Source organism: Nonomuraea fuscirosea (genome assembly GCF_003001935.1).
Taxonomy (GTDB): domain Bacteria; phylum Actinomycetota; class Actinomycetes; order Streptosporangiales; family Streptosporangiaceae; genus Nonomuraea; species Nonomuraea fuscirosea.
The window spans coordinates 1-24,033 of the sequence record NZ_PVNG01000050.1 but is presented as its reverse complement, the minus strand read 5'-3'; the positions used below and the strand labels follow the sequence as shown (position 1 = coordinate 24,033).

30 protein-coding genes and 4 pseudogenes are annotated in these 24,033 nt (G+C 66.2%); 18 read left to right on the top strand and 16 right to left on the bottom strand.

All coding sequences use genetic code 11. The annotated features are described in order from the left end of the window. Positions 1–271 precede the first annotated feature (271 nt). Together B0I32_RS61330 and B0I32_RS61980 are read left to right on the top strand one after the other, a co-directional pair. Positions 272–394, top strand: coding sequence for a hypothetical protein (locus B0I32_RS61330; RefSeq protein WP_281262697.1), 123 nt, complete (start codon positions 272–274; stop codon positions 392–394). Between the two features lie 178 nt (positions 395–572). Next, the gene (locus tag B0I32_RS61980; protein ID WP_358361171.1) at positions 573–800 is read left to right on the top strand and encodes a helix-turn-helix domain-containing protein; all 228 of its coding nucleotides are present in this window, start codon (positions 573–575) and stop codon (positions 798–800) included. Between the two features lie 355 nt (positions 801–1,155). Here the strand turns inward: B0I32_RS61980 and B0I32_RS54655 are convergent, their stop codons facing one another. After that, on the bottom strand, positions 1,156–2,082 hold the full coding sequence (locus tag B0I32_RS54655; protein ID WP_106253284.1) for a hypothetical protein: 927 nt from the start codon (positions 2,080–2,082) through the stop codon (positions 1,156–1,158). Between the two features lie 422 nt (positions 2,083–2,504). On the opposite strand from B0I32_RS54655, the pseudogene B0I32_RS54650 reads away from it, so the two are divergent. After that, positions 2,505–3,482, top strand: a pseudogene (locus B0I32_RS54650) (IS5 family transposase). 22 nt (positions 3,483–3,504) lie between these two features. Here the strand turns inward: B0I32_RS54650 and B0I32_RS54645 are convergent. Then, on the bottom strand, positions 3,505–4,503 hold the full coding sequence (locus B0I32_RS54645) for a hypothetical protein (RefSeq protein ID WP_146178730.1): 999 nt from the start codon (positions 4,501–4,503) through the stop codon (positions 3,505–3,507). A gap of 536 nt (positions 4,504–5,039) precedes the next feature. Continuing rightward, the gene (locus tag B0I32_RS57240) at positions 5,040–5,912 is read right to left on the bottom strand and encodes a TolB family protein (protein ID WP_146178729.1); all 873 of its coding nucleotides are present in this window, start codon (positions 5,910–5,912) and stop codon (positions 5,040–5,042) included. Between the two features lie 719 nt (positions 5,913–6,631). On the opposite strand from B0I32_RS57240, the gene B0I32_RS58605 reads away from it, so the two are divergent. Continuing rightward, positions 6,632–6,781, top strand: a complete 150-nt coding sequence (locus B0I32_RS58605) for a hypothetical protein (protein WP_181308884.1) — start codon at positions 6,632–6,634, stop codon at positions 6,779–6,781. A gap of 957 nt (positions 6,782–7,738) precedes the next feature. Here the strand turns inward: B0I32_RS58605 and B0I32_RS54635 are convergent. Continuing rightward, positions 7,739–8,032, bottom strand: coding sequence for a type II toxin-antitoxin system Phd/YefM family antitoxin (locus B0I32_RS54635; protein ID WP_106253279.1), 294 nt, complete (start codon positions 8,030–8,032; stop codon positions 7,739–7,741). 71 nt (positions 8,033–8,103) lie between these two features. On the opposite strand from B0I32_RS54635, the gene B0I32_RS54630 reads away from it, so the two are divergent. Next, the gene (locus B0I32_RS54630) at positions 8,104–9,327 is read left to right on the top strand and encodes an MFS transporter (protein ID WP_181308882.1); all 1,224 of its coding nucleotides are present in this window, start codon (positions 8,104–8,106) and stop codon (positions 9,325–9,327) included. A gap of 127 nt (positions 9,328–9,454) precedes the next feature. Here B0I32_RS54630 and B0I32_RS54625 read toward each other — a convergent pair whose 3' ends face one another. Continuing rightward, positions 9,455–9,658, bottom strand: coding sequence for a hypothetical protein (locus tag B0I32_RS54625; RefSeq protein WP_106253276.1), 204 nt, complete (start codon positions 9,656–9,658; stop codon positions 9,455–9,457). Between the two features lie 174 nt (positions 9,659–9,832). Then, on the bottom strand, positions 9,833–9,964 hold the full coding sequence (locus B0I32_RS61325) for a hypothetical protein (protein WP_281262696.1): 132 nt from the start codon (positions 9,962–9,964) through the stop codon (positions 9,833–9,835). On the opposite strand from B0I32_RS61325, the gene B0I32_RS61975 reads away from it, so the two are divergent. After that, a complete protein-coding gene (locus B0I32_RS61975; RefSeq protein WP_425438159.1) occupies positions 9,902–10,783 on the top strand; it encodes a Mu transposase C-terminal domain-containing protein in 882 nt (293 codons plus the stop codon). The genes B0I32_RS61325 and B0I32_RS61975 overlap by 63 nt on opposite strands. Here B0I32_RS61975 and B0I32_RS54610 read toward each other — a convergent pair. Together B0I32_RS54610 and B0I32_RS58600 are read right to left on the bottom strand one after the other, a co-directional pair. Continuing rightward, positions 10,692–10,988: a hypothetical protein gene (locus tag B0I32_RS54610; RefSeq protein ID WP_106253272.1), complete on the bottom strand. Its 297-nt coding sequence runs from the start codon at positions 10,986–10,988 to the stop codon at positions 10,692–10,694. The genes B0I32_RS61975 and B0I32_RS54610 overlap by 92 nt on opposite strands. After that, on the bottom strand, positions 10,972–11,163 hold the full coding sequence (locus B0I32_RS58600; RefSeq protein ID WP_181308880.1) for a hypothetical protein: 192 nt from the start codon (positions 11,161–11,163) through the stop codon (positions 10,972–10,974). The genes B0I32_RS54610 and B0I32_RS58600 overlap by 17 nt, the downstream gene beginning before the upstream one ends. 719 nt (positions 11,164–11,882) lie before the next feature. Between B0I32_RS58600 and B0I32_RS54600 the strand changes: the two genes are divergently transcribed. Together B0I32_RS54600 and B0I32_RS54595 are read left to right on the top strand one after the other, a co-directional pair. Further along, on the top strand, positions 11,883–12,206 hold the full coding sequence (locus B0I32_RS54600; protein ID WP_146178728.1) for a hypothetical protein: 324 nt from the start codon (positions 11,883–11,885) through the stop codon (positions 12,204–12,206). Between the two features lie 188 nt (positions 12,207–12,394). Then, positions 12,395–12,733: a tyrosine-type recombinase/integrase gene (locus B0I32_RS54595; RefSeq protein ID WP_245956716.1), complete on the top strand. Its 339-nt coding sequence runs from the start codon at positions 12,395–12,397 to the stop codon at positions 12,731–12,733. Between the two features lie 110 nt (positions 12,734–12,843). Here the strand turns inward: B0I32_RS54595 and B0I32_RS54590 are convergent, their stop codons facing one another. Further along, positions 12,844–13,095 carry a hypothetical protein gene (locus B0I32_RS54590; protein WP_106253269.1) on the bottom strand — a complete coding sequence of 84 codons (252 nt, stop codon included), beginning with the start codon at positions 13,093–13,095 and terminating at the stop codon, positions 12,844–12,846. Next, positions 13,092–13,397, bottom strand: a complete 306-nt coding sequence (locus tag B0I32_RS54585; protein ID WP_245956715.1) for a type II toxin-antitoxin system Phd/YefM family antitoxin — start codon at positions 13,395–13,397, stop codon at positions 13,092–13,094. The genes B0I32_RS54590 and B0I32_RS54585 overlap by 4 nt, the downstream gene beginning before the upstream one ends. 44 nt (positions 13,398–13,441) lie before the next feature. Here B0I32_RS54585 and B0I32_RS58595 point away from each other — a divergent pair, with 44 nt between their 5' ends. The 3 genes from B0I32_RS58595 to B0I32_RS54570 all read left to right on the top strand — a co-directional run bounded on the left by B0I32_RS58595 (position 13,442) and on the right by B0I32_RS54570 (position 14,558). After that, entirely contained in the window at positions 13,442–13,777 is a 336-nt protein-coding gene (locus tag B0I32_RS58595; RefSeq protein ID WP_181308878.1) for a hypothetical protein, read from the top strand. Positions 13,778–13,851: 74 nt separating this feature from the next. Then, positions 13,852–14,124, top strand: a complete 273-nt coding sequence (locus B0I32_RS54575; protein WP_106253267.1) for a hypothetical protein — start codon at positions 13,852–13,854, stop codon at positions 14,122–14,124. Continuing rightward, entirely contained in the window at positions 14,121–14,558 is a 438-nt protein-coding gene (locus tag B0I32_RS54570; protein ID WP_146178727.1) for a tyrosine-type recombinase/integrase, read from the top strand. Before B0I32_RS54575 ends, B0I32_RS54570 begins: the two co-directional genes overlap by 4 nt. Here B0I32_RS54570 and B0I32_RS61970 read toward each other — a convergent pair. Next, positions 14,476–14,805 (bottom strand): annotated as a pseudogene (locus B0I32_RS61970) (hypothetical protein); the annotation flags it as partial. The gene B0I32_RS54570 and the pseudogene B0I32_RS61970 sit on opposite strands and share 83 nt — an antisense overlap. A gap of 124 nt (positions 14,806–14,929) precedes the next feature. Between B0I32_RS61970 and B0I32_RS54555 the strand changes: the two are divergent. From B0I32_RS54555 to B0I32_RS57235, 3 genes are all read left to right on the top strand, one after another. Next, on the top strand, positions 14,930–15,343 hold the full coding sequence (locus B0I32_RS54555) for a hypothetical protein (RefSeq protein ID WP_106253265.1): 414 nt from the start codon (positions 14,930–14,932) through the stop codon (positions 15,341–15,343). Positions 15,344–15,399: 56 nt separating this feature from the next. Next, complete coding sequence (locus B0I32_RS54550) at positions 15,400–15,957, top strand: hypothetical protein (RefSeq protein ID WP_146178726.1); 558 nt, start codon at positions 15,400–15,402, stop codon at positions 15,955–15,957. Positions 15,958–16,277: 320 nt separating this feature from the next. Then, the gene (locus B0I32_RS57235; RefSeq protein WP_146178725.1) at positions 16,278–16,523 is read left to right on the top strand and encodes a hypothetical protein; all 246 of its coding nucleotides are present in this window, start codon (positions 16,278–16,280) and stop codon (positions 16,521–16,523) included. A 13-nt stretch (positions 16,524–16,536) separates the two neighbouring features. Here the strand turns inward: B0I32_RS57235 and B0I32_RS54545 are convergent, their stop codons facing one another. The 4 genes from B0I32_RS54545 to B0I32_RS54540 all read right to left on the bottom strand — a co-directional run bounded on the left by B0I32_RS54545 (position 16,537) and on the right by B0I32_RS54540 (position 18,171). After that, positions 16,537–16,956, bottom strand: a complete 420-nt coding sequence (locus tag B0I32_RS54545; RefSeq protein WP_106253261.1) for a hypothetical protein — start codon at positions 16,954–16,956, stop codon at positions 16,537–16,539. A gap of 263 nt (positions 16,957–17,219) precedes the next feature. After that, positions 17,220–17,393 carry a hypothetical protein gene (locus B0I32_RS58590; RefSeq protein ID WP_181308876.1) on the bottom strand — a complete coding sequence of 58 codons (174 nt, stop codon included), beginning with the start codon at positions 17,391–17,393 and terminating at the stop codon, positions 17,220–17,222. Between the two features lie 192 nt (positions 17,394–17,585). After that, a complete protein-coding gene (locus B0I32_RS57230) occupies positions 17,586–17,852 on the bottom strand; it encodes a hypothetical protein (protein ID WP_146178724.1) in 267 nt (88 codons plus the stop codon). Positions 17,853–17,904: 52 nt separating this feature from the next. Further along, positions 17,905–18,171 carry a hypothetical protein gene (locus B0I32_RS54540; protein ID WP_106253260.1) on the bottom strand — a complete coding sequence of 89 codons (267 nt, stop codon included), beginning with the start codon at positions 18,169–18,171 and terminating at the stop codon, positions 17,905–17,907. A gap of 488 nt (positions 18,172–18,659) precedes the next feature. Between B0I32_RS54540 and B0I32_RS54535 the strand changes: the two genes are divergently transcribed. The 3 genes from B0I32_RS54535 to B0I32_RS54525 all read left to right on the top strand — a co-directional run bounded on the left by B0I32_RS54535 (position 18,660) and on the right by B0I32_RS54525 (position 20,909). Then, entirely contained in the window at positions 18,660–19,031 is a 372-nt protein-coding gene (locus tag B0I32_RS54535) for a transposase (protein WP_106253287.1), read from the top strand. A 5-nt stretch (positions 19,032–19,036) separates the two neighbouring features. Next, on the top strand, positions 19,037–19,939 hold the full coding sequence (locus B0I32_RS54530; protein WP_219912528.1) for an IS3 family transposase: 903 nt from the start codon (positions 19,037–19,039) through the stop codon (positions 19,937–19,939). A gap of 652 nt (positions 19,940–20,591) precedes the next feature. Then, complete coding sequence (locus tag B0I32_RS54525; RefSeq protein ID WP_219912527.1) at positions 20,592–20,909, top strand: RidA family protein; 318 nt, start codon at positions 20,592–20,594, stop codon at positions 20,907–20,909. A gap of 1,067 nt (positions 20,910–21,976) precedes the next feature. On the opposite strand, the pseudogene B0I32_RS54520 reads toward B0I32_RS54525, so the two are convergent. Next, positions 21,977–22,970, bottom strand: a pseudogene (locus tag B0I32_RS54520) (IS1380 family transposase); the annotation flags it as partial. An 18-nt stretch (positions 22,971–22,988) separates the two neighbouring features. Between B0I32_RS54520 and B0I32_RS61965 the strand changes: the two are divergent. Then, positions 22,989–23,937: pseudogene (locus B0I32_RS61965) on the top strand (IS30 family transposase); the annotation flags it as partial. Positions 23,938–24,033: the final 96 nt, after the last annotated feature.

Here is a 24,033-nt window from a genome sequence, read left to right as displayed (position 1 = left end):
CATTCATCGACGGCAAGCTCATCGAACGCCCAACAGGATCACCCGTCCCCACAGCCGCCTAGGAACTCATGATCCACAGGTCTTGACTATTGCTCGTTGCGTGATCGCCAACGCAAGTGGCCGCATACGCCCAATCGCCATGTTCTGATCTCGTGGAAAGTCCGCTGCCTGCACTGAGCCCGTTAGCGACTACTACCTGACCTGGCGCCTGCTGCTTCTCGGCATCCAGCTTGAGCGGATACGCGGTGACCGTGTCCTCCAGGAAGCACTCGTGGTCAACGCGGATCCGTTGTACCTGGAGCTGGTCTTCAACCTCAGTTCGCAGACCGCCATCGAATACGCGGACATCGCCCGAAGCCTGCTGGAGCGTCCTATCGAGGCCACGTTGAGCTGAACTTCAACCGAAGCTTGATCTGAGCTGTCGAACCTCTGATTTTGCCGGTACGCAGCAGCGTTTGTCGGTCAGATTGAACAGCTTCCAAAGGTCGATGGGGGCAAGGAATGTCGGTGAACAGTAGCAGCGGCGCGAACGCCGTCCGACCAAGCGGGATGAGCCGTGGGCGAGCCCGGCTATGACGGGCCGTCGTCTGACTTCAGTTTTCGTGCGGTGCGCCGCCCGCCCAGCCTGGTGGTCGACGGCGTCGGCGACCTTGCTTAGCCGACCGGAGAACACCGTCCCCTCCATCGCCAAGTTGCTCGGCGTCAGCCGCGCGACCATCTACAGATACGTCCGAACTCCCATAGGCCACCCTGCCGCCGAACAGCCAACGGTGCGAGCCGAGCTGGAGCCGGGAATCTGATCTCCCAGGCCAGTGCCTATATGACGGCGGGTGCCTCTTTGGTTAACGGCTCCGCAACTCTCACCGTACACGGGGGCCCTGCGCGGGTGCGGACGAAGCGGTTACAGCCGGCGCTCCTAATACTCCAGTCGCACTTCAGAGACGAGCGGGGACGGCCTGGTCCTTGCTGTAGCGCGCTCGTCCATGCTTGAGCATGCTTGTAGCCGGGTGAAAGATGAGCGACCACCGCTGTGATCATTCAGGTGTGATGGAACTGAAGATCATGCGGTGGCCGCGTTGGCCAGGGTAGAACATCTCAGCGCCGCTCGTCTGCAGGCTGGTCTGGATGACGTCTTCGCGCTGGTAGCCGGCCGGTTCAAACGTCCGGAAGTGCGGCAGCGTGCTCGTGACGCCCGCCCGACAGGTGCAGCGGTTCCCCTTCGTAGAACAGGAACCATGCCCCTCCCGCGCCGTCAGGCTCAACATCTGTGATCCGATCCCATCCTGCGGAGCCCCAGCGGCACGTCCACCCCCGGCCGTTCCAGTGCAACGCCACCGGACGGATCACCTGGCTGTCGTCTTCGTCATTTACCGTGTACATATCTGCCGCACCGACGGCCCAAACGTCGTTCGCACCAAGGACCGCTACATCGATCGTCAGCTGGATTTCCATCACGGTCTCCTTACGGCTGCCCGAGAACAGGACGCCCTGGGGAGGCAGGCCCAACCTCGGCAGACCGATCTGCTGCCATGCTGCGCCGTTCCAGCGCAGAGCTACCACGCCCCCCTTCGTCGCGGCCGATTCACCGAAGATCCAAAGGTCGTCTTCATCGCCGCCGAGCACAGGAAAGTCACCCGCCGACCCCTCTTCGGGCATGGCCGCAGGCCGATACGATCGCCAGACTGCGCCGTCCCGCCGTAACACCTGATCGCCGTACATGATCCACTCCCCTCTCACGATCAGCGGCACCCCGTTCCTGGGCATGGTCAAGGGGAAGACTTCGCTTCGCCATCGAGTTCCGTCGAAAGTATGAGAGAAGATCTCTGGCTTGGATGATCGTTGAGGGTACTCGGCCTGGCCGAAAATCTGTACCTGGCCATCCTCCCGCACAGCCATGCCGATCGCTCTGGGGGAGGTACCCTGTGCGAACGGCCCGTTGACAGGCGCCTGTGGGACTTCGAAGGTTTGCCAGGAAGAGCCGTTCCAGCGGCGTAGATCGGCATCGAATGCGTCGGAGTGATCGTACAGCGCCCAGATCGTCCCGTCGGCGCTGGCGGCCACCTCCGTGAGCTCTCCTTCCACGTCATCATCCTTCTCGACAGAAATCGTTTCCCACGTCGATGCCGTAGTAGGGGGCGTTGAAGTTGTTGACGGTATCCGGCGGCTGGGGGCAGAAGGCTGGCTTGGCCGGGATGGGCTTGAGCACCCGACTCTCGGTCGGTTGAATCGACGCCATCCCCGGAGAGGCAGTTGTTCTTGCGGGAGGCGCGGGTCGGGCGTTCCCAGAAGCTGTGCATGCGCAAGCAGACAGCATCAGCACACTGAGCAGCGCCAACCGCAAAGCGGGCAGCTGCCATTCGTTATGAAGGGTCGGCATGCCAGCGATCCTCACATGCCGCAAGAGACGCGTGTTGAGAACAGCGATCTTGAGGCGGTGACGCGCACGCGGTGGATGCACGGCCGACTCACCTGCGCCTTGGCCTGGATCCGGGTAGGACATCGCCATGGCCCGTGGAAACCTCACCGACGAGGAGTGGTCCTTGATCGAGCCTCACCTGCCTCTGGGTGAGCGGGGCCCGATCCCGGACCTACGGCAGCAGTTCAACGCCGTGATGGGGCGCTTCCGTACTGGCAGCCCGTGGCGGGATCTGCCCGCCGAGTACGGGCCGTGGTCCACCGCCTATAACCGGTTCCGGTCGTGGCCAAGACGGGTGTCTTCGAGCAGTTGATGCAGGCGCTGATCGCCGAGGCCGCCGCCCGAGGGCAGGCCGACCTTGACCTGGTCAGCGTGGACTCCACCACCGCCCGTGCCCACCACCACGCCGCCGGAATGGTCATGGACGGTGAACTGGTGCAGGCGTTGGAGGAGGCCGCCGAGCAGGAAAAGGGCTGCGCCAAAAGGGCAAACCCCTCAAGCCGGCCGGGGTAGTGGACCCCGGCGAAGACGGGCGCGGGCGGTCACGACTGCGGCGCAGGTTACGGCTGAAGGCAGCCAAGCTGGGCCGCTCGCGGGGTAGGCTGACCACCAAGGTCCACCTATCCGCCGACCGGCGATGCCGTCCACTGTCCTGCGTGCTCACCCCAGGCCGGCGACAGCCCGCAGTTTCGCGCCGTGCTGAACCGCATCAAGGTCGGCCTGCCCGTCGGTCGCCCGCGCATCCGCCCGGGCGCGGTGGCCGCCGACAAGGCCTACTCCTCTCGCGGCAACCGCGCCTACCTGCGCCGACGCCGCATCAAGGCCGTCATCCCCGAGAAGATCGACCAGGCGGCCCACCGCAAGAAGCGCGGCTCCCGCGGCGGCCGCCCGATCAGCCATGATCCAGATCTCGACAAAGAGCGCAATACGGCGGAACGCTGCATAAATCGGATCAAGAAGTGGCGTGAACTCGCCCTTCCGCTTCGACAAGATTCCCGACTGCTACCTCGCTGGCCTTCACCTACGCGGAGCCATCATGTGGATCCGAAGCCTTCAACCGCTCTGAAGATCTGAACTCCGTACAGGCCCTAGAGGCATTCCATGACCTTGTTTCCGGCGAGGCCCCACAGTCTTCCCGTGCTCGAGGCATGGGCCAGCACGGTCAGCGGGAGTTTCGTGCCGAACCGCGACCACCGCCCTCGCTCTTGAGTCAACAGGTAAAAGCTGTCGTAGGGAGGGTAGGAGGTCATCTCATCACCGGCTACCCACACCGTGCCGCCGTGATGGGAGAGCCCGGTCAACGCCCCCTCCCCGACGGCCAGGGCGCGCCAGGCGGTGCCGTTCCACCGGAACAGCAATGGCCCGAATTGCCCGTCCGGTGTGTGGTAGCCGCCGGCCGCCCACACGTCGTCAGGGGCCACGGCGAGCACCGAAGTGAGCTGCACGTCAAACATGCCGGCCTGTGTCACGGCTGGTAGCGGCGTCCGCTGCCAGCCGCGGCCGTCGTAGTGCGCGGCGGCGGGCTCGGAGGACCAGCCGTCCGCCACTGTGCCGACCGCCCAGATGTCGCGCGGAGACAGGGCCGTGGCTGCAAGGGTGGTGATGGGTGTTTCATACCGGCCCCAGGTTCGACCGTCGAAGTGCTGGGCCCACCGCTCACCGAACGCCCACGCCTCCTCATCCCCCAACGCGAGCACCTCTTGGTACGGGTCCGTCTCATCCGTCTCGATCGGGAGGAAAGACCAACGCCGGCCGTCGAAGCGCAGCAGCCCGGAATCGCTTCCCTCGTAGTCCTCGGCGTTAATCCACACATTGGCCGGGGTGGAGGCGGAGACCTTGGTCAGGGTGAGGGAACGGCTTCTCTCCGGGAGCTCCCGCACCAAGCGGCGCCACCGCCGACCGTCCCAGTGGACGAGCACCGCGTCGTGGTAATCGATATCGACCCGCTCGCCGACCGCCCACGCCTGGCCGCGGTTGGTCGCGATGTCCAGGAACTTCGCACCATTGGCCAGCCCCTTCTGCCGGTACGCCACCCGACAGCGCCCGTCGAGCCGCCCCTTCCGCACGGGGTTCACGGGTTCCGTCACGGCAGGGTTCCGGCTCGGCGACGGGGGAGGATGCGAGGTGGTCTCGTGCCGCGCGGGTAAGCCAGCCGAACATCCGGCTAGGGTGACGACCAGGACGACGCCTGCCCATCGTGTGCCCACAAGTCCCCCTGAGATCGCGGTGTGCGTCAGCGCAGCCCGACGGGAACCTGCGTGTGACGTGCCGCGGTAAATGTCGCTGTTTCTGCCGCGCTCTGTTGGAGCCTCCTGTCGAGGCATTGTTGAGCGGAACTCAACCTGATCTTGATCATGAGCTGTCGAACCCCCGCAGGTTCCATCGTGAAGACCTTCATTCACGCTGAACTCGCGGGGAACGAAGGGGCAAGTTATGGCGAATATCTGATAACGATGGCTGATCTGATGGATAGCGGGTGGAGGGGAATTGGCTAACCAGGTGGCCCAGCAGAAGGAGAAAGAGCAAGCACTGATCGACGTCGTTCACGCAGGTCATGGGTTATGTCTCTACGAAACCACCTTGATTCAAGGAACTACCGCTCGATCACGACGTGCGGAGCGGCTCAGCCGTTGCCCCGCGCGTCGAACCGGGGCCAGAAGCCTTGCCTGTCACTCACTTTGACGAGCGTCTCGACGACATGGCCGCGCAGGTCCACGATGCCGACGCCCTGACGGGTCGGGGCGAGCAGGTGGCGTTCGTCGTACCAACCGAGCACGGACGTCCAGGTCAGGCTGGTGGCTAGCTTGATCCGGGTGACGGACTTACCGGTCTTGGTGTCCCATACGCATGCCGACCGTTCCGCGGTCGTGCACGCGGTGACGAATCGACGTCCAGACGGAGAAAATGTGCCTTGTCCCTGGCTGGCCGGGCGCCCACCGACGTGCCAGGTCCGCTGAAGGGCACCCTTGAGGTCATATTGGCGGATGGACGACTTGCCGTTCTTGCCCCAGCGCACCACGACTCCCTCACCATCGCGAGTCCACTGGAAGCCAGCCCCCGTGATCAAGGCACGCTTGATCTGGACGAAGCGCGACTTCATGGAGGGGACGTCGATCAGCACGATGCCCTCGGAGCGAGGGGCGTACCCGGGTTCGAAGACATTGAGCAGCAGCCTGCGGCCATTGGGTGACCAGGTGGGCCACCGCGTGATCAGGTGGTTGCCCGGTCGGCTTCGGTCGGTGGAGACGGGGAGCAGAATCTTGGTGGTGTGACCGCTCTTGCGATCCAGCAGGTGCACCTTGGGCTGACTATTGCCCGGGCGTGTGCGGACAAGGGTGGCTTGCCAGCGTTCGTCGGGAGACACTGTCACCTCCCCGCCAGCCCTGAGGAACGCCCGTTTGCGGGGATTCCAAACCCGTCCGTCAACCCATTGCCCCTTGTCGCGAGGGCTCGAAAAGGAGGTGAACTGCACCGGCCGCTCCGCCATCTTCGCCACGATCGTGGCTACCCCATCGGGTAACGGGCCGATGGGCGGCTGAGCGGGCCCGGTCCCAGACACGGCGATTAGAGCAAGAGCGACCAGCGCGTAAACAGCCAATCCAACTTCCTTTGTCAGATCGAGGTATTGCGAAACAAGATGATCATGGACGACACCATGAATGCCTCTTCGGCGTCTGCGGAGCGCTCAACTTACGGGTACCTTGCCCGACTGGACGTTCTCCTGGCATCAGACTGGCATCGCGGGTGGACATGCAAACAGCGATGAGCCGCGACGACGAGACCCGGCAGAAGCGATCGCAGCAGCGGGAAACGTTCCCAGCCATCGCTCACATATCGCCGGGGGTTCAACCGAAAGCGATGGGAACGGTGTCGTCGCTCGCGGGAGACGTGACTACGACCGCCATGACCGCAAGAAATGTCCTCGTGATTCCTTCGAACGTGTCCTTCGCGCAGAAGGATCGCAGGCCATAGGCCTGTCGAGCGACCCCTCACGCTGCCAACGTCCGCCTGTTTTCTGCCAGGGGGTATCGCTGGTGACAAGCTCCTGCCGGGATCGCCCTGGGTGTTTATGCGCGTGCGAAGACGGGGTCCGCCGCCGGTCCCTGGTGGGAGAAGTGAGGTCGTGGCGACGGACGGGCGGGAGTTGCTGCTTGTCCAGGTGATCATTCAGGATTCCCCTTTGGGGTAGTGCGCGACCGGGAGCCGTTTTCACCGGTGAGCGCGGTCAAGGGGATGAACGCGCTGGTGTTGCCGAGCTGGCTGGGTGTCGGCCTTGCGGGGGATCGAGATGTCGGCGAGGCTGCCGATGAGGCCGGCGACGGCATCGCGGTCGCGCTCGAGTGCTTCTCGTTCGTCGGCGGTTAGATCGAGCTGTGCGAGCATCTGGTCGATGCCGTCCTTGACCGCCAGTAATTGGCCGCGGCGGCTGTCTTTGGGCAGGTAGAAGGGACAGCGAGCGCAGGCTAGGCGGTGCGGGCACTTGGCGAAGAAGTCGTAGCTGCAGTAGCCCTCGCGCAGGTGGTAGTACTTCCACCGCTGGCTGCCGTCGGCGGCAGCGCCGGTGAGGATCGCGGCGTAGTGGCGGGTGCTGGCGGCGTGCTTGTGGCCGAGCCATTGCTGCAGGTCGGCCAGGGAAAGTGGGTCGCGGGCGTTGAGGAGCGTTGAGGAGCTGGGTGGCGATGGTGGCGCATGCGCGATGGCTGGTCAGCGCGCCGCGGGAGTCCGACTCGGGGATGCCGGCCTTGCGACACAAGATTGGGATGAGCTTGTTGTGCAGGTGGGCCAGACCGACGAGCTGGGCGCGATAGCAGAACAGGTGCTGGCGGCGCTGTCCGGTCTTGCGGTCGGTGATGTCGGGTTGTGGCGGACGTACTGCCTGCCAGGCCTGGATGAGCTCTCCGACGATCGGGTCGACCGGCTTGGAGAAGGCGCGGGATGTCTTGTGATCTGGCCGTGGTGGCACCCACCTACAGACGCCGCAGCGTGGCGTCCGTGGGTGAGAGCCCGGGTTGCGGCCCCGGGACGTTGGTGGGGCAGGGTCGGCCCGCCGGGAAACGGGGCGTAGCCGCCGACAAGCCCGCGTGGTTGTAGGCATGTCTCGTGGGCACCTACGGACGAGTTCTGGCCCCATTGTGAGTTTTGGACCCACCCTTGGCCTGCGGCCGTACCCTGTACGCCTATCTCACCGGCACCGCTCGGCGCGGCGCAGCTCATCTTCTCCGACGTCGGCACCGGGCCTGCGTCCCTTCCACGACCTCAGCGGTGAAGAGCACAGGTAGGCGGGCGCCCCGACGGGCCACCGCGTACACACGAGGTGGACATTCAGCAGGAGGCGTCGCTCGGCGGACTATCTTCTGCTGCGATGTTCAAACGGCGTGTCGGCGCAACAGTCGGTGGCCCGGCGCGATCGAACGACGATCGCCCCAGGGTGATGATCTGCTCAGCGCTGCTGCCGTCCATCGCCTGAAGCCTTTCCAGATCGGCGATCGACACCAAAGCGACCACCGGCTTGCCATGGCGGCTGAGCACGATCCGCTCGCCACCGTAGGCTACCCGCCCCATTAGCTCGGCCAGCTGAGCGCGTGCCTCAGTGAAGGGAACTGCCTCGGCATCCATGTCTGCACAGTACTGCAGCTCCGTACAATTCGAAGTTGTACATTATTCGAAAAATGTACATAATCGCGATCATGGGTGAGCCACTGCGCCGCAACCGCGACTTCGTCCTGCTCTGGAGCGCCACCTCGGCCTCGACCCTGGGCGCCCAGGTCGCCTCCGTCGCCTACCCCCTGCTGGCGCTGGAACTGACCGGTTCAGCCGTCCACGCCGGGCTGATCGGCTCTGCCGCAATGGCCGTCGGCATCGCGCTGCGCCTGCCGGCGGGCGCCCTGGTCGACCGGTGGGATCGGCGGCGCACAATGCTCACCTGCGATCTCATGCGAGGCGCTCTTGTCGCCGCCACTGTCGCCGGTTCGCTGCTCGGGTTGCTCGACTGGCGTATGCTGCTGGCCGCGGCAGTGATCAGTGGCGCCTGCGGGGTGTTCTTCCAGCCGGCGGAAACGGCGATGCTACGGCGCGTGGTTCCCGTCGAACACCTGCCTCAGGCCCTTGCGCACAACGAGGCACGCCAGTACGGAGCCTCGATCGCCGGCCCTCCGCTGGGCGGCCTGCTGTTCAACCTTGGGAGAACGGTCCCTCTTGCCGGAGAGCTCCTGGCCTACCTGCTGTCCTTCGCCGCCGTCCTCGCCATCAAATCCCCGATGCCCGCCCCCGAGGCCGCGGACCGGTCGCGCACTCTCCTGCGCGACATCGCCGAGGGCCTGCGCTGGACCTGGCGGCAGCGGTTCCTGCGCGTCCTGCTGGTGACGGCCGCGGGCTTCAGCCTGGTGTTCTCCGCGCTGACCTTCACCGCGATCGTCGCCGCCCGGCAGAGCGGCGCCGCACCGGCCGATGTCGGCCTGATGATGGCGATCTCCGGCGCCGGGGGACTGCTGGGCGCGCTGGCCGCTCCCCGACTACAGCAGCGCAGCCCGGCGTCGGTCGTCCTGGCGATGTTCTGGGTCGCCGCCGCGGCCATTCCCGCGATGGCCGTCCATCCCACCCCCTGGGCCATCGGACCGCTGCTGGCTGCGGCGTTCCTCCTGGCCCCGGCGGCTAACGCGATCTTGTACACCTACCAGATGACCATCACGCCCGACCATCTGCAGGGCCGAGTGATCAGCAGCCTCGCCCTCATCGGCAGCGCGGTGACCCCGATCGGGCCGCTCGCCTCGGGACTGATCCTGGACCGCTGGGGCGTGACGGCCACCCTGCTGTCGATCGCGTCCGTCATGACGGTCGTGGCTTTGGGCGCCACGTTGAGCCGGACCATCCGGCATCTTCCCCCGCTGGCCGAGGCCGCGGCTGCACGTTGAGCGATACCCAACGCACCATCCTGGATCACGCAGCGGTCCTCGATGAGGAGGCGGCTTCGGCAGCGTGCGGCGCTGAGAATGATCTTGGCGGGCGTTCACGCGTCCCGTGTTCCGTTCATCATCATCATCATCTATGGCGGGGCGGCTCCAGGAGACAATCACCAACCCACCACTGTCTGCGCTCCTCGCGGTGCTCAGCCAGGATCGCCTGATAGTCGGCCTCGGCGCCCGTCTCATCGGCCACCTCCTGCAGCGGTCGGCCGCGCCGCACCCACCCGCCCGGGATTCGTTCGGCCAGGCCGAGCCCGGCCAGCGTACGCAGCGCGTCCACGGTCGACGGTACGCGACAGCAGCGCCTCGCGGGCCACGTCCGCCACGCTCGCCGGTGCGTTCGCCAGCGCCTCGAACGTCAGGGCGACGCACGCCCCTCGGGGTTGAGGGCGTGGTGGGTCCTCTGAATCCGGCCGCCCCGCCACATCCGGGCGACCGCGTCGGCCCGGTACAACTACGGCACGACGAGCTGGTAGCGGTCGCCCTGTTTGCCCTGGCCCGGCACGATCCGTTCGATCAGCGGATGCAACTCCTCCCTCAGCCTCTTCAAATGCTTGGCCACGGTCGTGTGGTCGAGCCTTGTCATACGGGCGAGCTGCCTCGTCCCGAACGCTGGCGTCACGCCCTGGTCCGTGCGGGCCGCGACGGCCATTGCGCGCAGCAGCATCCGGATCGCCGGCGCGCCCGCCCCCAGGCTTCTCTCCGGCGGGGGGCGCGTTCGGCCACCCACACGGCATTCAGCCACAAGAGGACCTGCTGCCACGGGTTGAGGAGGGAGGGATTGCCTAGGACGGGGAGGGTACGAATCTACGTCGTAAAGGACACCGCTCTGTACAACCTGCTCAGAATCAGACACAGCGGCCTCCACGACGGGGGAGAGCGGTGGATAGGGGAGCACGGCACGCTGGGCCAGACCCCGGCCGGGCGGTGGGCCGAGGGTGTCGCGGCCCGATGGCCGCCCAGATACGGTGGCCAGCGAGACGGCGTTCCTGGTCGACTTCTTGCCGGTGCTGCGCAGGACGCTGAGGCGGACGGCTTCATGGTCGACTACATGCAGTACTTCGGCGACGCGCTCAAGCCGTGGATCGCCTGCCAGGACCGGCTGGAGAAGTTTGTGCTGCGCCGCGACCCGCGCGACATCTCCCGGATCTGGGTGCTGGACCCCGACGGGCACGCTTACCTGCCGGTGCCGTATCGGACGCTGTCATGTTCGCCGATCAGCGTGTTGAACAGCGTGCCGCGATCGCCCGGCTGCGCCGTGACGGCCGCGCCAAGGTCGATGAGAACGCCAGATCTCTTGCATGGCCATGAGCTTACGGCTCCTGAGTCGGGGCGTATTCGACCAGCACGATGCCCGGGTTCGCGCGTTCGACCTTGCCGAGTTGCGCCAGCCGTGCCGGGCTGATCGGCGCCGCGGGCACCAGCGAGCACAGCGAGACCCATCCCGGTCGAGGGCGGGCACCGCGCCGGTAGGCGACCACGGTAGCCCCGAGCGCCAACGCCGCCGGGTGCGGATCGGCCAGTTCCGCCAGGTCGAGCCGCCTGAGCTGATCGGCGCTCAGCCGTTGCAGCCACGGGTAGGCGGACAGCAGATCAGGCAGCTGCGGCACGTCGGACCATGAGGTAGTCGCGGCGGGTTTCGGCCTCGTGAGCGTAGTGGATGTGCTCCATCCGCATCTCCAGTGCCCGGTAGAGCGGTTTTCCCACAAGCTCGTCGTGCATCCGTGCCGTGGATTCCTCGGCCACGTTGTCGTAACTGCGCCGTACCACATCATGATCGCGCATGCCGGTCAGGATGCCACAAGCACGCTCTACGCGCCAACAGGGGAGAGCGTTCAAGCAAGAGGGCCATCCCGCCGTAGATGCCGCGTTCCCTCTCCTCCACCACCCGGCTGAACTGCCATCCGGCGGCAGCGAGGCTGTTGAGGATGGCGAGAACGCATTCGGAGGGGGAGCCGTAGCCGGACCAGTCGCCGGTGCGGGCGCGCTGCCCGAGGTCAGACCAGGGTGCGCGGCGGCCGACGGGCGGGGCAGCCACGGCGTTCCGTCGTCGTCGCGCACCATCCAACCGCCGGCTTCCTGGGCGGGGCGGCCAGTTTCGCTCCCGTCCATGCGCCGCTCATTCGCTGCCCTCCTTGCCCCGGCCGCTGCGGCCTGCCTGCTTGCCACCGCCGTGCCCGCCCAGGCCGCCACCGGCCAATTGGTGTTCTACGTTGATGGCGCTGGGCGGCTGGGAGAACCCCAACCCCGGCCGCCCGCGCACGTTCCCAGGCCCACACGTTCGACAGAAGCTTCGCGACAAGTAACGGGCTCCCGCCACGCTGCGGGAGCCCGTTACTTGTGCGACGATCCCTTCCCGCAAGCCGCCGTACCTGCGCCCGATGGCCCCTCAGGGAAGCCGAACTCTGGGGGTCCATCACTCGGGCGAGTCTGCACGTTGACGAGCGTGCAGACCACTTCGCGCATTCGTGCACACGACTTTGACATCTGACACCGTCGACCGGATGATCGCCCGGTATCTCAGCGGGCCCGTGCCCAGGTACGGCGTCTTCCGCGCCCGGATCGGCCTGGCCGTCGCTGACCTGGCCGCCAGCGCCGGGCACGATGCGGCGTCTCTCGCGTTCACCGGCCTCATCGGGGAGGCCATCGCCGCCGGTGATGGGTACGCCGCCCGGGACGTGCTGGCCGACGACGGGTGCCGGCCGCGGCTCACCGGCGTCGAGCAGCAGGCGCTCGCCGACGCTGCGCAGGCTGCCGGGCTCGGGCTCGGCCCGTTCCCAGCCTCACTCAAATGGCTGAATTGCTCGCGGCCGTGCAGATGGCCGTGAGCGTGATCGAGCGGAGCCTATACGCGTAGGCCATCCCCCGGCCGTGGTTGCGAATCCGCATCCCTCGACCACGGCAGCAGCCCCCGGGTCGATGCCCGCGCCCCGGCACCACGCAGCGGGTTGGGTGAGGCGTGGGCGAACACCAGCCCGATCTTCACCCGCGAGGACGGCAGCGAACTACACCCAGCATGGGTCAGCGAGTTGTTCTCACAGCTGGCCTACCACCAATCCGGCTGCACGACTTGCGACACGGCGCGGCCACGCTCGCCTACGCCGCGGGTGCCGACACCAAGATGGTGTCCACTATGCTGCGCCACAGTTCGACCAACTTGACCGGGGACACGTACACGACGGTCCTCCCGGAACTGGCGCACGCCGCCGCCGAGGCGAGCGCCGCGATCGTGCCGAGGGCGGTCTCCCAAACTGACGGTCTCCCCTCGGTCTCCAGAGGCATCCAGTGGCCCTCCGGATTCCAGGGGAGAGGTGAAGTACCTGCTCAGGTGGATGAAGAGTGCAACCGCCGTTAAATGATCTATCGGTGGTGCACGCTGGCGGGCGAACTCAGCTCGTCTGGCATCAGTTAGATCCAGGAGCAAAGAAGGGGGCTCCTGGACGCCTTCAGCGGCTTTCGCTGCTCTCAGGTGTTGATGTGGAGGATCCAAACGGACACGTGTTCGAGTCCTGGCTCCGGCCCGTAGGTGTAAAGGGCTCGGAACGCCGGCGTGACGATCTCGTACGCGCCGGGGATATCCGCGTACGGCATGGCGGTCGGCGGTGTCGGATCGTCACCCAGGTCCAGCAGCACGTCCACGATGGACGCGCGGAGGGTGAGGGGCGTCGAGAGAAGAATCTCCTTGACGCCCGGGGCGAAGTGGACAGGACGCTTCACGAGTCGGCGCCGCCGAGTCCGAGGTCGGCGTACGCCTGGTCCCTCGTGGTATAGACGCTCATCGCGATTTCGCCACGTCCGGCGGCGGCCATCATCTCGCGCAGGGCGGCGGCTTCGCGCTCGTGCTTGAGGCGCAGGTACTCCTTGAACTCCTCCTCGGAGATGAGCACGGCGTGCTCCTGGTCGGATCGCTTGATGCGAGTGGGGTGGTGGCCGATCACGGCGCGGGACACGAGCGGGCCGAGCTGGTCACGGGCCGCGGCGATGCCGAGAGTCTCCAAGGGCTTCTGATCCATCGTCATGCCCTCCACGATACGGCAGGATGCCGATTTCGACAGGATGCAAGATGCCGAAAGTGGTCCGATCTTTATTTCCGGGAATGTCGATTCCGGCCATGAATGGCTACGATCTTGATCGCGAACATGCCGAGGTGGCCATCACGGTGGGCGCGGAGACGCTGCCCGCCTTGGCTGCGCACGACGACAGGCGACCGAACCCGTACTGGGCCTACCTCGACACCCTCGACCGCCGCGAATCCCGCCGCACCGTGAAGGGCTGCCTCGACCGGATCGCCCGCGTGATGGCCGACCAAGACCCCGCCGGCATCGACCCCGCCACGAAGAAGAATGACAACGCCGTGCTCGCCATCACCGGCGAAACGATCATGTGGCATCTGCTGTGAGCCGAGCACACCCAGTGCATCCGCGCCCTGATCGGCCAGGCGACCAGCCTGAAGAAGGACGGCACCCGCGAGCCGTGGTCGATCGCCTACCGGACAAGCACGTGGTGGCGCTGCGCCAGGTCCTCGACCGGACATGGCTGCTCGGCCTCATGACCGCTGAAGAGCGCGACCGCGCCCAGCGCATCAACCAGTTCGAGGGCAGCACCCTACCCGCCGGCGGGCACCTGCCAATCGAGCGCGTCGGCGCGCTGATGGCCGCCTGCGACGCCGACCTCGCCCCGCCGGACGTCGATGACCCGATCAAGCGGGACGGGCTGCGGCGGGTGCGCTGCGGGACGCGGCGATGATCGCGGCCCTATACTCGACCGGCGTGCGCCGGTTCGAGCTCGCCGGGGTGGCGCTGGCCGACTACCACGCTGCGGCCCGCTCGCTGCGGATCCGGGGCAAGTGGAGCAAGGAGCGCATGGTGTACCTGACGGCCAGTGCGGTCGGCAGGATCGTGGCATGGCTGACCGTACGCCGCCGCGACCTGGGCGGCCTTTTCCCTCCGTCCACCCCGCGCGGCCGTCACATCCGTCACGACCAGCAGGGCCGGATCGCGTTCATGAACGCGCGCACGGTCAGCAACGTGCTTGCGGCCCGCGCCGAGCTGGCAGGGTTGGACGAGGCCCCGCGGGCTCACGACTTCCGGCGCACGTTCATCGGCGAGCTGCTCGACGCCGGGGTGGAGTGGCTACCGCGCAAGCTCTCGTCGGGCACGCCTCGCCGGCGACCACGGTGAAGTACGACCGGAGGCCGGAGCGGACGCGCCGCGCGGCCGTGGACAAGCTCGGCACCCCCGACGCCGTGCCCCTGCCTGGCGCAGCGCCCAGACGAGGCCGCAGGGTGATCCCAGAACCGTGACCCCTGCCAGCAGGTTCAACTATGTCCAGCCTGTGCACGCCGATCTCCCACGCATTTGGCTGGCTCAAGACCTGGCCGGAGATCCGCGGATGGTCCTGCGCCCAGGCCTGGGCGGACTCGGTGCTGGTGAAGAAGTTACGGAACCCGCGTCGGCTACGCCCGCTGCTCGACCGAGGAGCAAGACGTCATTATCCAGACCGGCCAGCTCCTGACCCTCGGCGTCCCCGAAGACCGGATCTACATCCCGGGATGGCCACCAGCATGCGGTCGTCGTCGATTTCGGTGAAGGAGCGCATACCGGTGCAGCCCAGGGAGGTGACCGGTACGTCGTTGAGCGTGGCCAGCGGCAGCGCGGCGCAGGCGGGCCTGACGGTGGTGCGGGGCAGGTTTTCGGTGGACCACTTGGCGTCGCCGCCCGGCTTCGTTACACAGCATGGCCTGGCGCGGGGTGAGGCAGGGCAGGACGACCTCAGGTGGTGCGGGATGTGCGGCCAGCGGCCCGTACAGGATGCCGGTGCGCTTGCCGGAATGGGTGGGGATGTGCTCGGCTTCGGCGGGGTCGATGTAGTCGCACTGGCACATCATGGTCACGGGCTCGGGCATCTCGAATCCCATGACCATCGACCCGATGAGGCAGTTGAAGTGCGCATCGGCGGGGCGTAAAGGTGTTGGCTTCGGTCATCCGCCAGAACGTCCAGGCCGAGCGGACCACCTGCTGAGTGGTGGCCACGCCTGTGGGCGGCTCGCCGGTGAAGGTCAGCGCGACGGGCGGGTTGGTCAGGGCGAGCGCCGACACCGTGCCGTATGACCTGGTGCTCAAGGCCGTCGCCAAGCAACTAAAGGAGGCCAGCATCGGCCTGGAGTTCCTCACCGGCGAGGTGCAGGGCTCCCACGATCCCTCGGGCGTGGTGTTCAGCGTGCTGGCCGCGCTGTCGGGCAGCACCGTGATCAGCTTGGACCGGATCGAGGTGTACGGCGGAGTGACCAAGGCGGCAACCGGACGAGAAAAGTGGCAGAAATGGCCCGCTGAATGGCGGGAACAAGGCTTGGAGCCGTACCCGCGAGCTGTGATCATACAAGAGTCGTGCATCCGCCGGCCGGGCGGACGCGCGGCAGGTCGACTCCTCCAGGTCGAGCTGCAGCCCGGCCGGCGGATGACTCCCGTGGTGTGTCCCGGGTCCGGTCCGCGCGCCGGCTCAGTGACGGCAGCCGCCTGCGGAGACCGGACCGACACACCTGGTGATCGTTGTCACCGGGCGTTTGAGGGGGTCAGATGAGGCGGACCAGGAAACAGACGACATTTGCCATTTCCTGCGTCGCGGGACTTCTCGCCCTGGTAGCGAGCGCCGCGGCCGCCCTGGTGTTCGTGGCCGCGGTCACAGCGGGAGCGCCGGGCACTTCCCGGGAGCGGGTCCAGCTCGTCGGCGCGGCCGCTCCCGCTTCGTCGCCCGCCCCTTCCCCGCTTCCCGCCGCGTCGACGACTCCCGGGACGCTTCTTCTTCCTCACTGGACCTCGCCTGCCGCGTCCCCCCCGACGAGGACGGGTACGGCCAGCCCGGAGCCCAGCCCGACGTGGACGGGCAAGCCGGGAGCGGAGGTGTACTACGGCACCCTCAGCAAGGACGACTGCGTCAAGCGAGGGGAAGAGGGAGTTGCATCTGGAAAGTGGACCTCCTACCGCTGCAAGAAGTACCCGCCGCTTGACGCCTCTCCCACCCCTGGGCAGGTCATTGAGAATCTCCTCGCAGCCGAAGAACCACCTCCCGGGCAGGCACGACGCGACCACGCGCTCTGGGTGGTGGACTGGTGGTGCCGCATCAAGATGGAGAACGACTGCAGCTGAGGGGCGGCGCAGATCACCGCACCGCCGCGATGGCCTGTCCCGCCACGGCGTTGAGCGCGGCCTGAGCGGCGGCGTTGCCGATGGGCCTGTCGTCACGGATCCTGCGCCCAGGCACGTCGTCGCCGCTGAAACTGATCGTGATCACCACGTTGTCCATGCGCAGGACGGCCTTCCCCTCGCCATGCCGGGCCTCGCCGATCTCGTCAACGAAGTACACGTAGTAACCCTCGTCGAAATGCTCGCCCGCATTGGCGGTGCCGATCTCCTGGATCGTGCCCTTCCATGAAGGAGCTCCGCCGAACACGCTGGGCTGCCGGTAGTCGTTCCTCCTCTTGATCGCGTACGTGTCCTTGGCGTCCTGTACCGACGCGGTCAGCTGCCCGAGCCCGGCGTCGTGGGTGATGCTGAGACCAGCGCGCCCGATCGTCACCATCCGCGCATCAGTGATACACGCGTACTGCGTTGCCGAAGATCATGAGGGCTGAAGGCGTGCAGGATGATCGGCAGACTTCTGGCTGCTGCCGCTACCGTGGTGGTCGAGCGCGTCGCTGCGGCCCCTCAGATCGCTGCCCAGCCTGGCCATCTGATCCGCGTGATCGCTCAACGCTGCGGAGTGCTCTACCAAGGCCGCTGTCTGGGCCGCCGCCAGGTCATGGCCGTACGCAGCTCGTGGCAAATCGCCTGGAGCATCGACAATTACACATCAGCCAGCAGCTCGCTGGCACTTCGATCGGCCAGCTCAGCCGCAGTCTTGATCTCGTAGCCAAGGCTGCCGTAGGCCTGCCCGGCGAACTGGTAGAACATCTCGGCCGTGGCCCGGTCGCTTTCGTGTAAGTTCCGGTCGGGCTCGACTCGATAGCCGACCGTCACCAGTCAGCGTCCCGATCCCGCATGGTCCACAGGGGTCGACCGCCCGCGCCATACCCGAACTCCGGCTTGTCGTCGCTCACGCCTTCACCGTAAACGAATCGACACCACAATCACACAGCCGTACATCCTCCCAGGTCAAGCACATTCCCAGGGACTATAGCGGGCCCCTATCCGCGAGACCTCTACGAGCCGTCACAGGGTCTTCCTGACCTGTTGGGTGCACCGTTCGGGTAGCCGAGGTCTGTCGTCGGTCCAGCCGAGTTTTCTGACCACTTCCGCAGCGGCCATGTCACCTACATTCAGGCCGGTGATGGGGCGCTGTGGCCCGGCGACCAGGGTGATTGTCCCGAGCAGGTCGCCGCTGGACCGATCGATCACCAGCCACCATTCCCGCGGATCGCCATCGGCTCTGCGTACGATGGTACCGCTTCGCCCTGCGGCGTCCTTCGCCTTGTCCACGATCCGCGCTCCCGGTAGCGCGGCCATCAAGTGCAAGACAGCCGCCCGCACTTCAGGTGGTGTCGGTGTGTAGTCTCTCACCCATTATCCACAGCATGTCCTGATCCGAGTACTCGTTGGCATCGGAATGGCCGGGACCGGGAGCTTCTAGGTGCTCTTGGTTCCACAGCCGCAGCAACTCCGCTTCCAGCCGCTGCGGGTCCTGCGGCAGCGCGAGAAGCTGAGAACGGGTCAGCGATACCCCGCCGCCGACCTGGAAGCCATCGGGGAAGTAGTAGTGCGTCCGGCCATGGGGGTACCGTACGCCCTTGCAGCCCACTCGGAAACCGCACAAGGGCGGCGCACCTGCCTCACGCCACTTCTATTGATCGGCGGTGGTGAAGGGCCGGGTGTACAGCGGCGTGGTCGCCACGGCGGGGCCGCTGGGAGTCGCCCAGTTGACCCGGCGGACGCTGTCCTCGATGTTGTATGTCTGGTCGGGCGCTCGTCGCCATGTCAATGACTCGGTTTCGCTACGTCAGTATTCGCGCGGCTGTTCGGCTCGCCGCGCCAGCCGCGTCCATGACGGCGGTGAACCCTTCCAGGGTTGCGGGTTGTCGCGAGAGCGAGGGAACAATCGCGGCCGTGCCGAGCACCACCGCAACAGTGGCGGCCGCCAACAGCGGCAGTCCCCTAAAACCCCTACGCGGCCGGACCGCGACAGGAGCCGCCACAGCTTTCAGGCTCTCTGGGGACACCAGTTTCGCGCCAGCGGCGAAAGTGAGCTTCCCCCCGTAGCGTGGAGACCGAACCAAGAGAGGTTTGGTCGTGGCTGGAACCACGAGGCGTCGCTTTGATCCGGAGTTCCGGGCTGGGGCGGTGCGTATCGTCAAGGAGACCGGCAAGCCCGTCGCGCACATCGCGCGGGACCTGGGTATCAACGAGTACACGCTGTACAACTGGGTGCAGATGGACCGGCATGCATCGGGTCAGGTCGGGCGGGACGGTAACGGAGGCGACAAACTGAGGGAGTCGGAGCAGGAGGAGCTGGCGCGGCTGCGGCGGGAGAAGGCCGAGCTGGTCCGGCAGCACGCCAAAGACAAGGCCGCCTGGGAGCAGGAGCGCGCTGAGCTGGAGGACGAGCGTGATGTCCTCAAACGATCCGTGGTCCTATGGGTCAAGGACTCGCTGAACCGATAGCCGTGGTGGAGTTCATCGAGTCCCAGAGGGCCGAGTTTGGTGTCCCCCACAAGATCTGCTTCCGTGCGCTGGGAGTATCGTCGTCGTGGTTCTACAAGTGGAAGAATCGCAGGCCAACGGCTCGCCAAGAGCGGTGCGCCCGTCTGGATGAGGAGATCAAGCGGCACTTTGCCGCCTCTGGTGGCACCTACGGGTCGCCACGTATCGCCCAGGATCTGCGGGCTGAGGGCTGGAAGCTGTCGGAGAACACCGTGGCCAAGCGGATGGCCGAACTCGGCTTGGCCGGCCGCAGGCCGAAGAGGCCGCGTTCGCTGACTCGGCAGGGCAAGCGGCCGGCCGCGCCGGATCTGGTACGCCGGAAGTTCGACGCGGTCGCGCCGGACGTGCTGTGGTGCGGCGATGTGACGCAGATCGACACGGATGAGGGCAAGTTGTACCTGGCCACGGTCGAGGACCTGTTCTCGCGCCGGCTACTGGGCTATGCCATGTCCGAACACCATGACGCGGCGCTGAGGGTCGCCTCGCTGCAGATGGCCGTGGTCACGCGGGGTGGTGACGTGGACGGGGTGATCTTTCACTCCGATCGCGGCTCGGAGTACATAGCTGCCCGCTACCAGGCTGAATGCCGCAAGCACGGAGTGGTGCAGTCGATGGGCCGAGTCGGGTGCGCGCTCGACAATGCCGCCTCGGAAGCGTTCAACAGCACCCTGAAGGTCGAGTTCGTGCATCGCCACCGCTTCCGCACCCGCGCGGAGGCCCGGCTGAAGATCGCGACCTGGATCGCGGACTTCTACAACATCAACCGCAGGCACAGTGCCAACGACGGGCTGGCGCCTGTCACATTCGAGCGACAGATGATCGAGAAGCGGCAAACATCAACGGCCCTGCTGAGGACCGCTGTGGCATAGGACCGTCTCCACGCTTTGAGGGGATTGACACCTGGTCGCCCACCAAAGGAACGCCAAGCGCACAAGCGCAAGGCGGTGGACGAGGAATAACTCGGCCACGACCGTGTCGGCCGAGCCCTCGGCTCCAGGAGAGCCGGGTGGCGGATGGGCAGTCTTGGATTCCATACCATCTACATGCACAAGCCCCCAGGAGGTTGCGTCACGTCGGTAGGCGATCGAGGGCGGCCCCGGGAAAAACTGGGGCCGTCGCGTGGCGGCACTGCCTGGGCTGCTGGGCCGAACGAAGGTCATCCCGGCCGAGATCGACACCGGCCTATTGGCCGGATCCTGGCGGCGTCTGAAGCTTCAACGCCGTGGTGCTGTTCAGTACCCGCACATGAACGCCGCTGTGACCCAGCTGCGCACCGGAGGCTTCGACGTCTGAGACGACGACGTCGCCCGGCGGTCTACGGCCCCCTGTGTGGACCAACCGCCGCCGATCGACTGAATGACCCGACTACATTGATCTATTCCCTACGAAGAAAAGGGCGCTCTAATGTCGGGTCTCATGACCTGACATTAGAGCGCTCTAATGGCACTGGAATCCATTAATCCCAAGGAGATGGATCCGCCGGCGACATATAGCCACGTTGTCGTCGCCAACGGCACTTGAATGGTTCTCGTCGCAGGTCAGGTGGCCGAGGACAAAGATGGCAACATCGTCGGACACGGCGACATGACGGCTCAAGCTCACCAGAGGTTCTCTAACATCGGGCATACGCTTGCCGCAGCCGGCGCACGTCCCGACCAGGTGACCAAACTGACGATCTTCGTCGCCGACTACAAGCGTGAACACCTCGCTCACATCGAGCAGGGCAGAGCCGCGTTGTTCGGCGACCACAAACCGACAGACACGCTGGTAGGAGTCGCCGCGCTGTCCGGGCCGGAATATCTCCTCGAAGTCGACGCCGTGGCGGTCGTCGATGAATGATGCGGTTTGACCGACCGCGCTCGGACTCGGCATTGTCGACGGCAGTAGTGGCGAAGGACGGCGAGATCGCCGTCCTTCGCCACGCTCCGTTGAGTGCGCGTTCCAGCGCCGGCGCCCTCACAGCTCCCTGTACCACGGCTGAATTGCTGAACATCCCTGGTGCAGCACGAGCGGATCGGAAAGCAGCCCGTACGTGGCGCCGTCCGGTACGTCACGCTCTGTGTGGCGCGTATCCCGCGAACCGGCGAATGGAAGCCCAGTTCTCCCAGTAACTCAGTGAGTGTTTGAGAAGATCGTTCACGTTCGATGTGGCCGCGTGACGGACGATGCAGATGCCGTCAAGTTGGTCAGAATCATCGATCTCAAACACGCGCTTAGAAATGCGGCAGGAGAGTGGAACCCCAATGAATAGTAGCGGATGTGGTGGGATTCCACTTACAGGTGAGTTGAGCCGTTTCCCAGCCATAATTGTCCGGGTCGAGATATGCGTTATGCGTATAGTAGCCGCCACTTGGCACAAGGACGTCGGTCCACTTATACCATCCCGCGCCTAGGGTCATGCCGCGCTGGCAGGAGGTGTTAGGAGTTTGCCGCCAAGTGTACGTCCCCGCCGCCAGATAGATGCGACGCTTCACGTGTGCATTCTCCAGGCCCGCGTGCGGGTAGGACCCGATGTATTGATACCTCGTGTTATACGCGGACGGAGCCGTTATCACAGCGGCATCGGCGCTTCCAGCCGTGGTCGCAAGTGTCATCGCGACGGCAGCGACGGCGACGCTGAGCAGCTTTCTGGCTATCGAGCGCACATCATTCTCTTTCTGTCCGCCGCCGGGACACTCTGGTAAGCCGTCGGCGTACTATCCGATTTTTCCTTATCGGCTCCAGCGGGAGGAGGCCGACTCCACAGCGCTCCATTATCCAGACGCGCTCGCCTCTCGATAAGGAGATTTTCTGCCATTCGCCGCCGCATCACCGCCATTCGGTGACGCGATCTCAGCGCGTAGCCGGTAGGTAGTTGTGCTCGAAGTGGGCGAGGGCAAGGGCGGCGCGGGCGATGTCGCCGATTGCGCTGGCGCCAGAATCTGCATCCAGGTGAGGAGTTCGCAGGCCAGGGCGACGAGTTCGCATCAGATCTGGTTGCGGGTGAAGTGGTGCAGGGGCCGGTTGGCCAGGCCGGTGTCCTTGGCGCAGCGGATGCGGTCTCTGCGCGGGCTCGGCGGCGGTGGCGGAGTTCCAGGTCGGCGAGCTGGCCGCGATTGGCATCGGTGACGAAGCAGGTGACGCGGCAGCCGTCGACGTCGGTGAAGCGCAGTTGGGCACCGGATGCGGACGCTCCTTGCGGGCGATAACCCGCATGCCCTTGGGCCAGCCGGACAAATCGAACAGGCCGGTCAGCTCGGCCACCCAGGCGCCGGGCCGCACTTGCCGGTCGGCATCGTAAGCGGGCCTCCAGGCGGTCTTCGGCAGGCGCAGGACGGCTTGCCGGATCTCCTCGGTGAGGGTGAACCCGATCGAGTACGACAGGCGGCGGCCCGGCTTGGTGAGCCAGGGCAGGAATTCGTGGGTGCCGGTGCCGGAGTCGGTGCGGATGAGCACCTGGCCTCTGCGGTGTTTGCGCAGCTGGGCCAGGGCCAGGCGGGTGGCTTCGATGCGGTCGGCAGCGGAGTTGGAGCCGGCGTTGCCCGGCCGCAGCACGATGGCCAGGGATCCGCCGGAACCGCCCAGGGCGTGGTCGGCGAAGACCGTCATGGGGTGGAAGCCGAAGGTCTTTAGGTTGGCGGGGCCCGTTGTTGTCCGAGTGGGCGATGACGATGGTGGCGTCGATGTCGAGGGGGTCAGCTCGCCGTCGCTGCCCGACGCCATGGTTCCTGCCACATCCCAGACGCGACAGCGGGCCACGGCGCGAGCGCCGCGCAGGGCCTCGAGCGCTTTGGCCTCATCGCGGACGAGCCGGTCGATCAGGTGGGAGACGGTCGGATCGGAGGCCACAGGGCCGAACAACTCGCGCTGGGCACGCAGTAGGGCGATGTCGGCCAGGCATTCCCGGCCAAGAGCGAACACCCCAGCTTGGGGAGTGCGATGAAGTTCGAGATCCGCAAGATCCGAAGCCCGCAGGGCCGTAAGAAGCTGACCGTGAGCGGGAGGAATACTTCCGGCTCATGGATCAAGGCTTCAGCAGCCAAGAGGCGTGCCAGAAAGTTGGCATCAATTACCGCACCGGGAAGCGGTGGAGGAACAGCTCGGCGCCGAACAAGGCAAGAAAGATGGGGGCACCGCCGGTCTGACGACCGGCGGTGCCCCCATCTGACGTGTCCCGCTGCCTGCGGGGAGACGAGCGGATCTACATCGCCGACCGGGTGTGGGAGAGGGTGTCGATCCGGGAGATTGCGCGCGAGTTGGGTCGTGCGCCCTCGACGATCAGCCGGGAGATCCGCTGCAACCGGCATTCCACCAACGGTCAGTACCGCCCGCACGCTGCCCAGGCCCGTGCCGACGCGCGCCGGCCCCGCCCCAAGCCCAGCAGGATCGGGCAGAGCCCGGAGTTACGGGCATACATTCAAGAACACCTGCATAGCGCTGGAGCCCGGAGCAGATCGCCTGGAGCCTGCGCCGGACCTTTCCCGAGCGGGCGGAGATGCACGTGTGCCACGAGACCATCTGCCAGGCGCTCTACGTCCAGGGCCGCGGCGATCTGCGGCGTGAGCTGACCCGGCGCTGCGCACCGGCCGCGCGATGCGCAAGCCTCGCCGCCTGGCCCAGCCGCGCCAGCCCCGCTACAGCGCGCCCATGGTGATGCTCAGCGAGCGGCCCGCCGAGGCCGACGACCGAGCAGTGCCCGGCCACTGGAAAGGCGACTGCATCATCGGCAAGAACGGCAGCTCGGCCAACGGCACCCTCGTCGAGCGCACCACCCGCTACGTGACGCTCGTCCACCTGCCGATCGACCGCAGCGCCGAGCGCATGCGCGACGCCTCTGATGGAGACCATGGCCACGCTGCCCGCCCATCTCAAACGATCCTTAACCTGGGCCTGCGTTCCGCGTAATTCAGCGGGCTGAAGGCGCAGATTCGGGGTCTGACCAGGGGTGACATGGATGTGTCCACCTGGAGGGCGTTTCTCTAGG

Coding starts and splice junctions, on each gene's coding strand:
- B0I32_RS61980 (WP_358361171.1), top strand. CDS start 573: ATGACGGGCCGTCGTCTGACTTCAGTTTTCGTGCGGTGCGCCGCCCGC.
- B0I32_RS54635 (WP_106253279.1), bottom strand. CDS start 8,032: ATGGATGCCGAGGCAGTTCCCTTCACTGAGGCACGCGCTCAGCTGGCC.
- B0I32_RS54630 (WP_181308882.1), top strand. CDS start 8,104: ATGGGTGAGCCACTGCGCCGCAACCGCGACTTCGTCCTGCTCTGGAGC.
- B0I32_RS61975 (WP_425438159.1), top strand. CDS start 9,902: ATGCAACTCCTCCCTCAGCCTCTTCAAATGCTTGGCCACGGTCGTGTG.
- B0I32_RS61325 (WP_281262696.1), bottom strand. CDS start 9,964: ATGACAAGGCTCGACCACACGACCGTGGCCAAGCATTTGAAGAGGCTG.
- B0I32_RS58600 (WP_181308880.1), bottom strand. CDS start 11,163: ATGCGCGATCATGATGTGGTACGGCGCAGTTACGACAACGTGGCCGAG.
- B0I32_RS54600 (WP_146178728.1), top strand. CDS start 11,883: ATGATCGCCCGGTATCTCAGCGGGCCCGTGCCCAGGTACGGCGTCTTC.
- B0I32_RS54595 (WP_245956716.1), top strand. CDS start 12,395: ATGGGTCAGCGAGTTGTTCTCACAGCTGGCCTACCACCAATCCGGCTG.
- B0I32_RS54585 (WP_245956715.1), bottom strand. CDS start 13,397: ATGACGATGGATCAGAAGCCCTTGGAGACTCTCGGCATCGCCGCGGCC.
- B0I32_RS58595 (WP_181308878.1), top strand. CDS start 13,442: ATGCCGAAAGTGGTCCGATCTTTATTTCCGGGAATGTCGATTCCGGCC.
- B0I32_RS54570 (WP_146178727.1), top strand. CDS start 14,121: ATGATCGCGGCCCTATACTCGACCGGCGTGCGCCGGTTCGAGCTCGCC.
- B0I32_RS54555 (WP_106253265.1), top strand. CDS start 14,930: ATGGCCACCAGCATGCGGTCGTCGTCGATTTCGGTGAAGGAGCGCATA.
- B0I32_RS54545 (WP_106253261.1), bottom strand. CDS start 16,956: ATGGTGACGATCGGGCGCGCTGGTCTCAGCATCACCCACGACGCCGGG.
- B0I32_RS54525 (WP_219912527.1), top strand. CDS start 20,592: ATGGTTCTCGTCGCAGGTCAGGTGGCCGAGGACAAAGATGGCAACATC.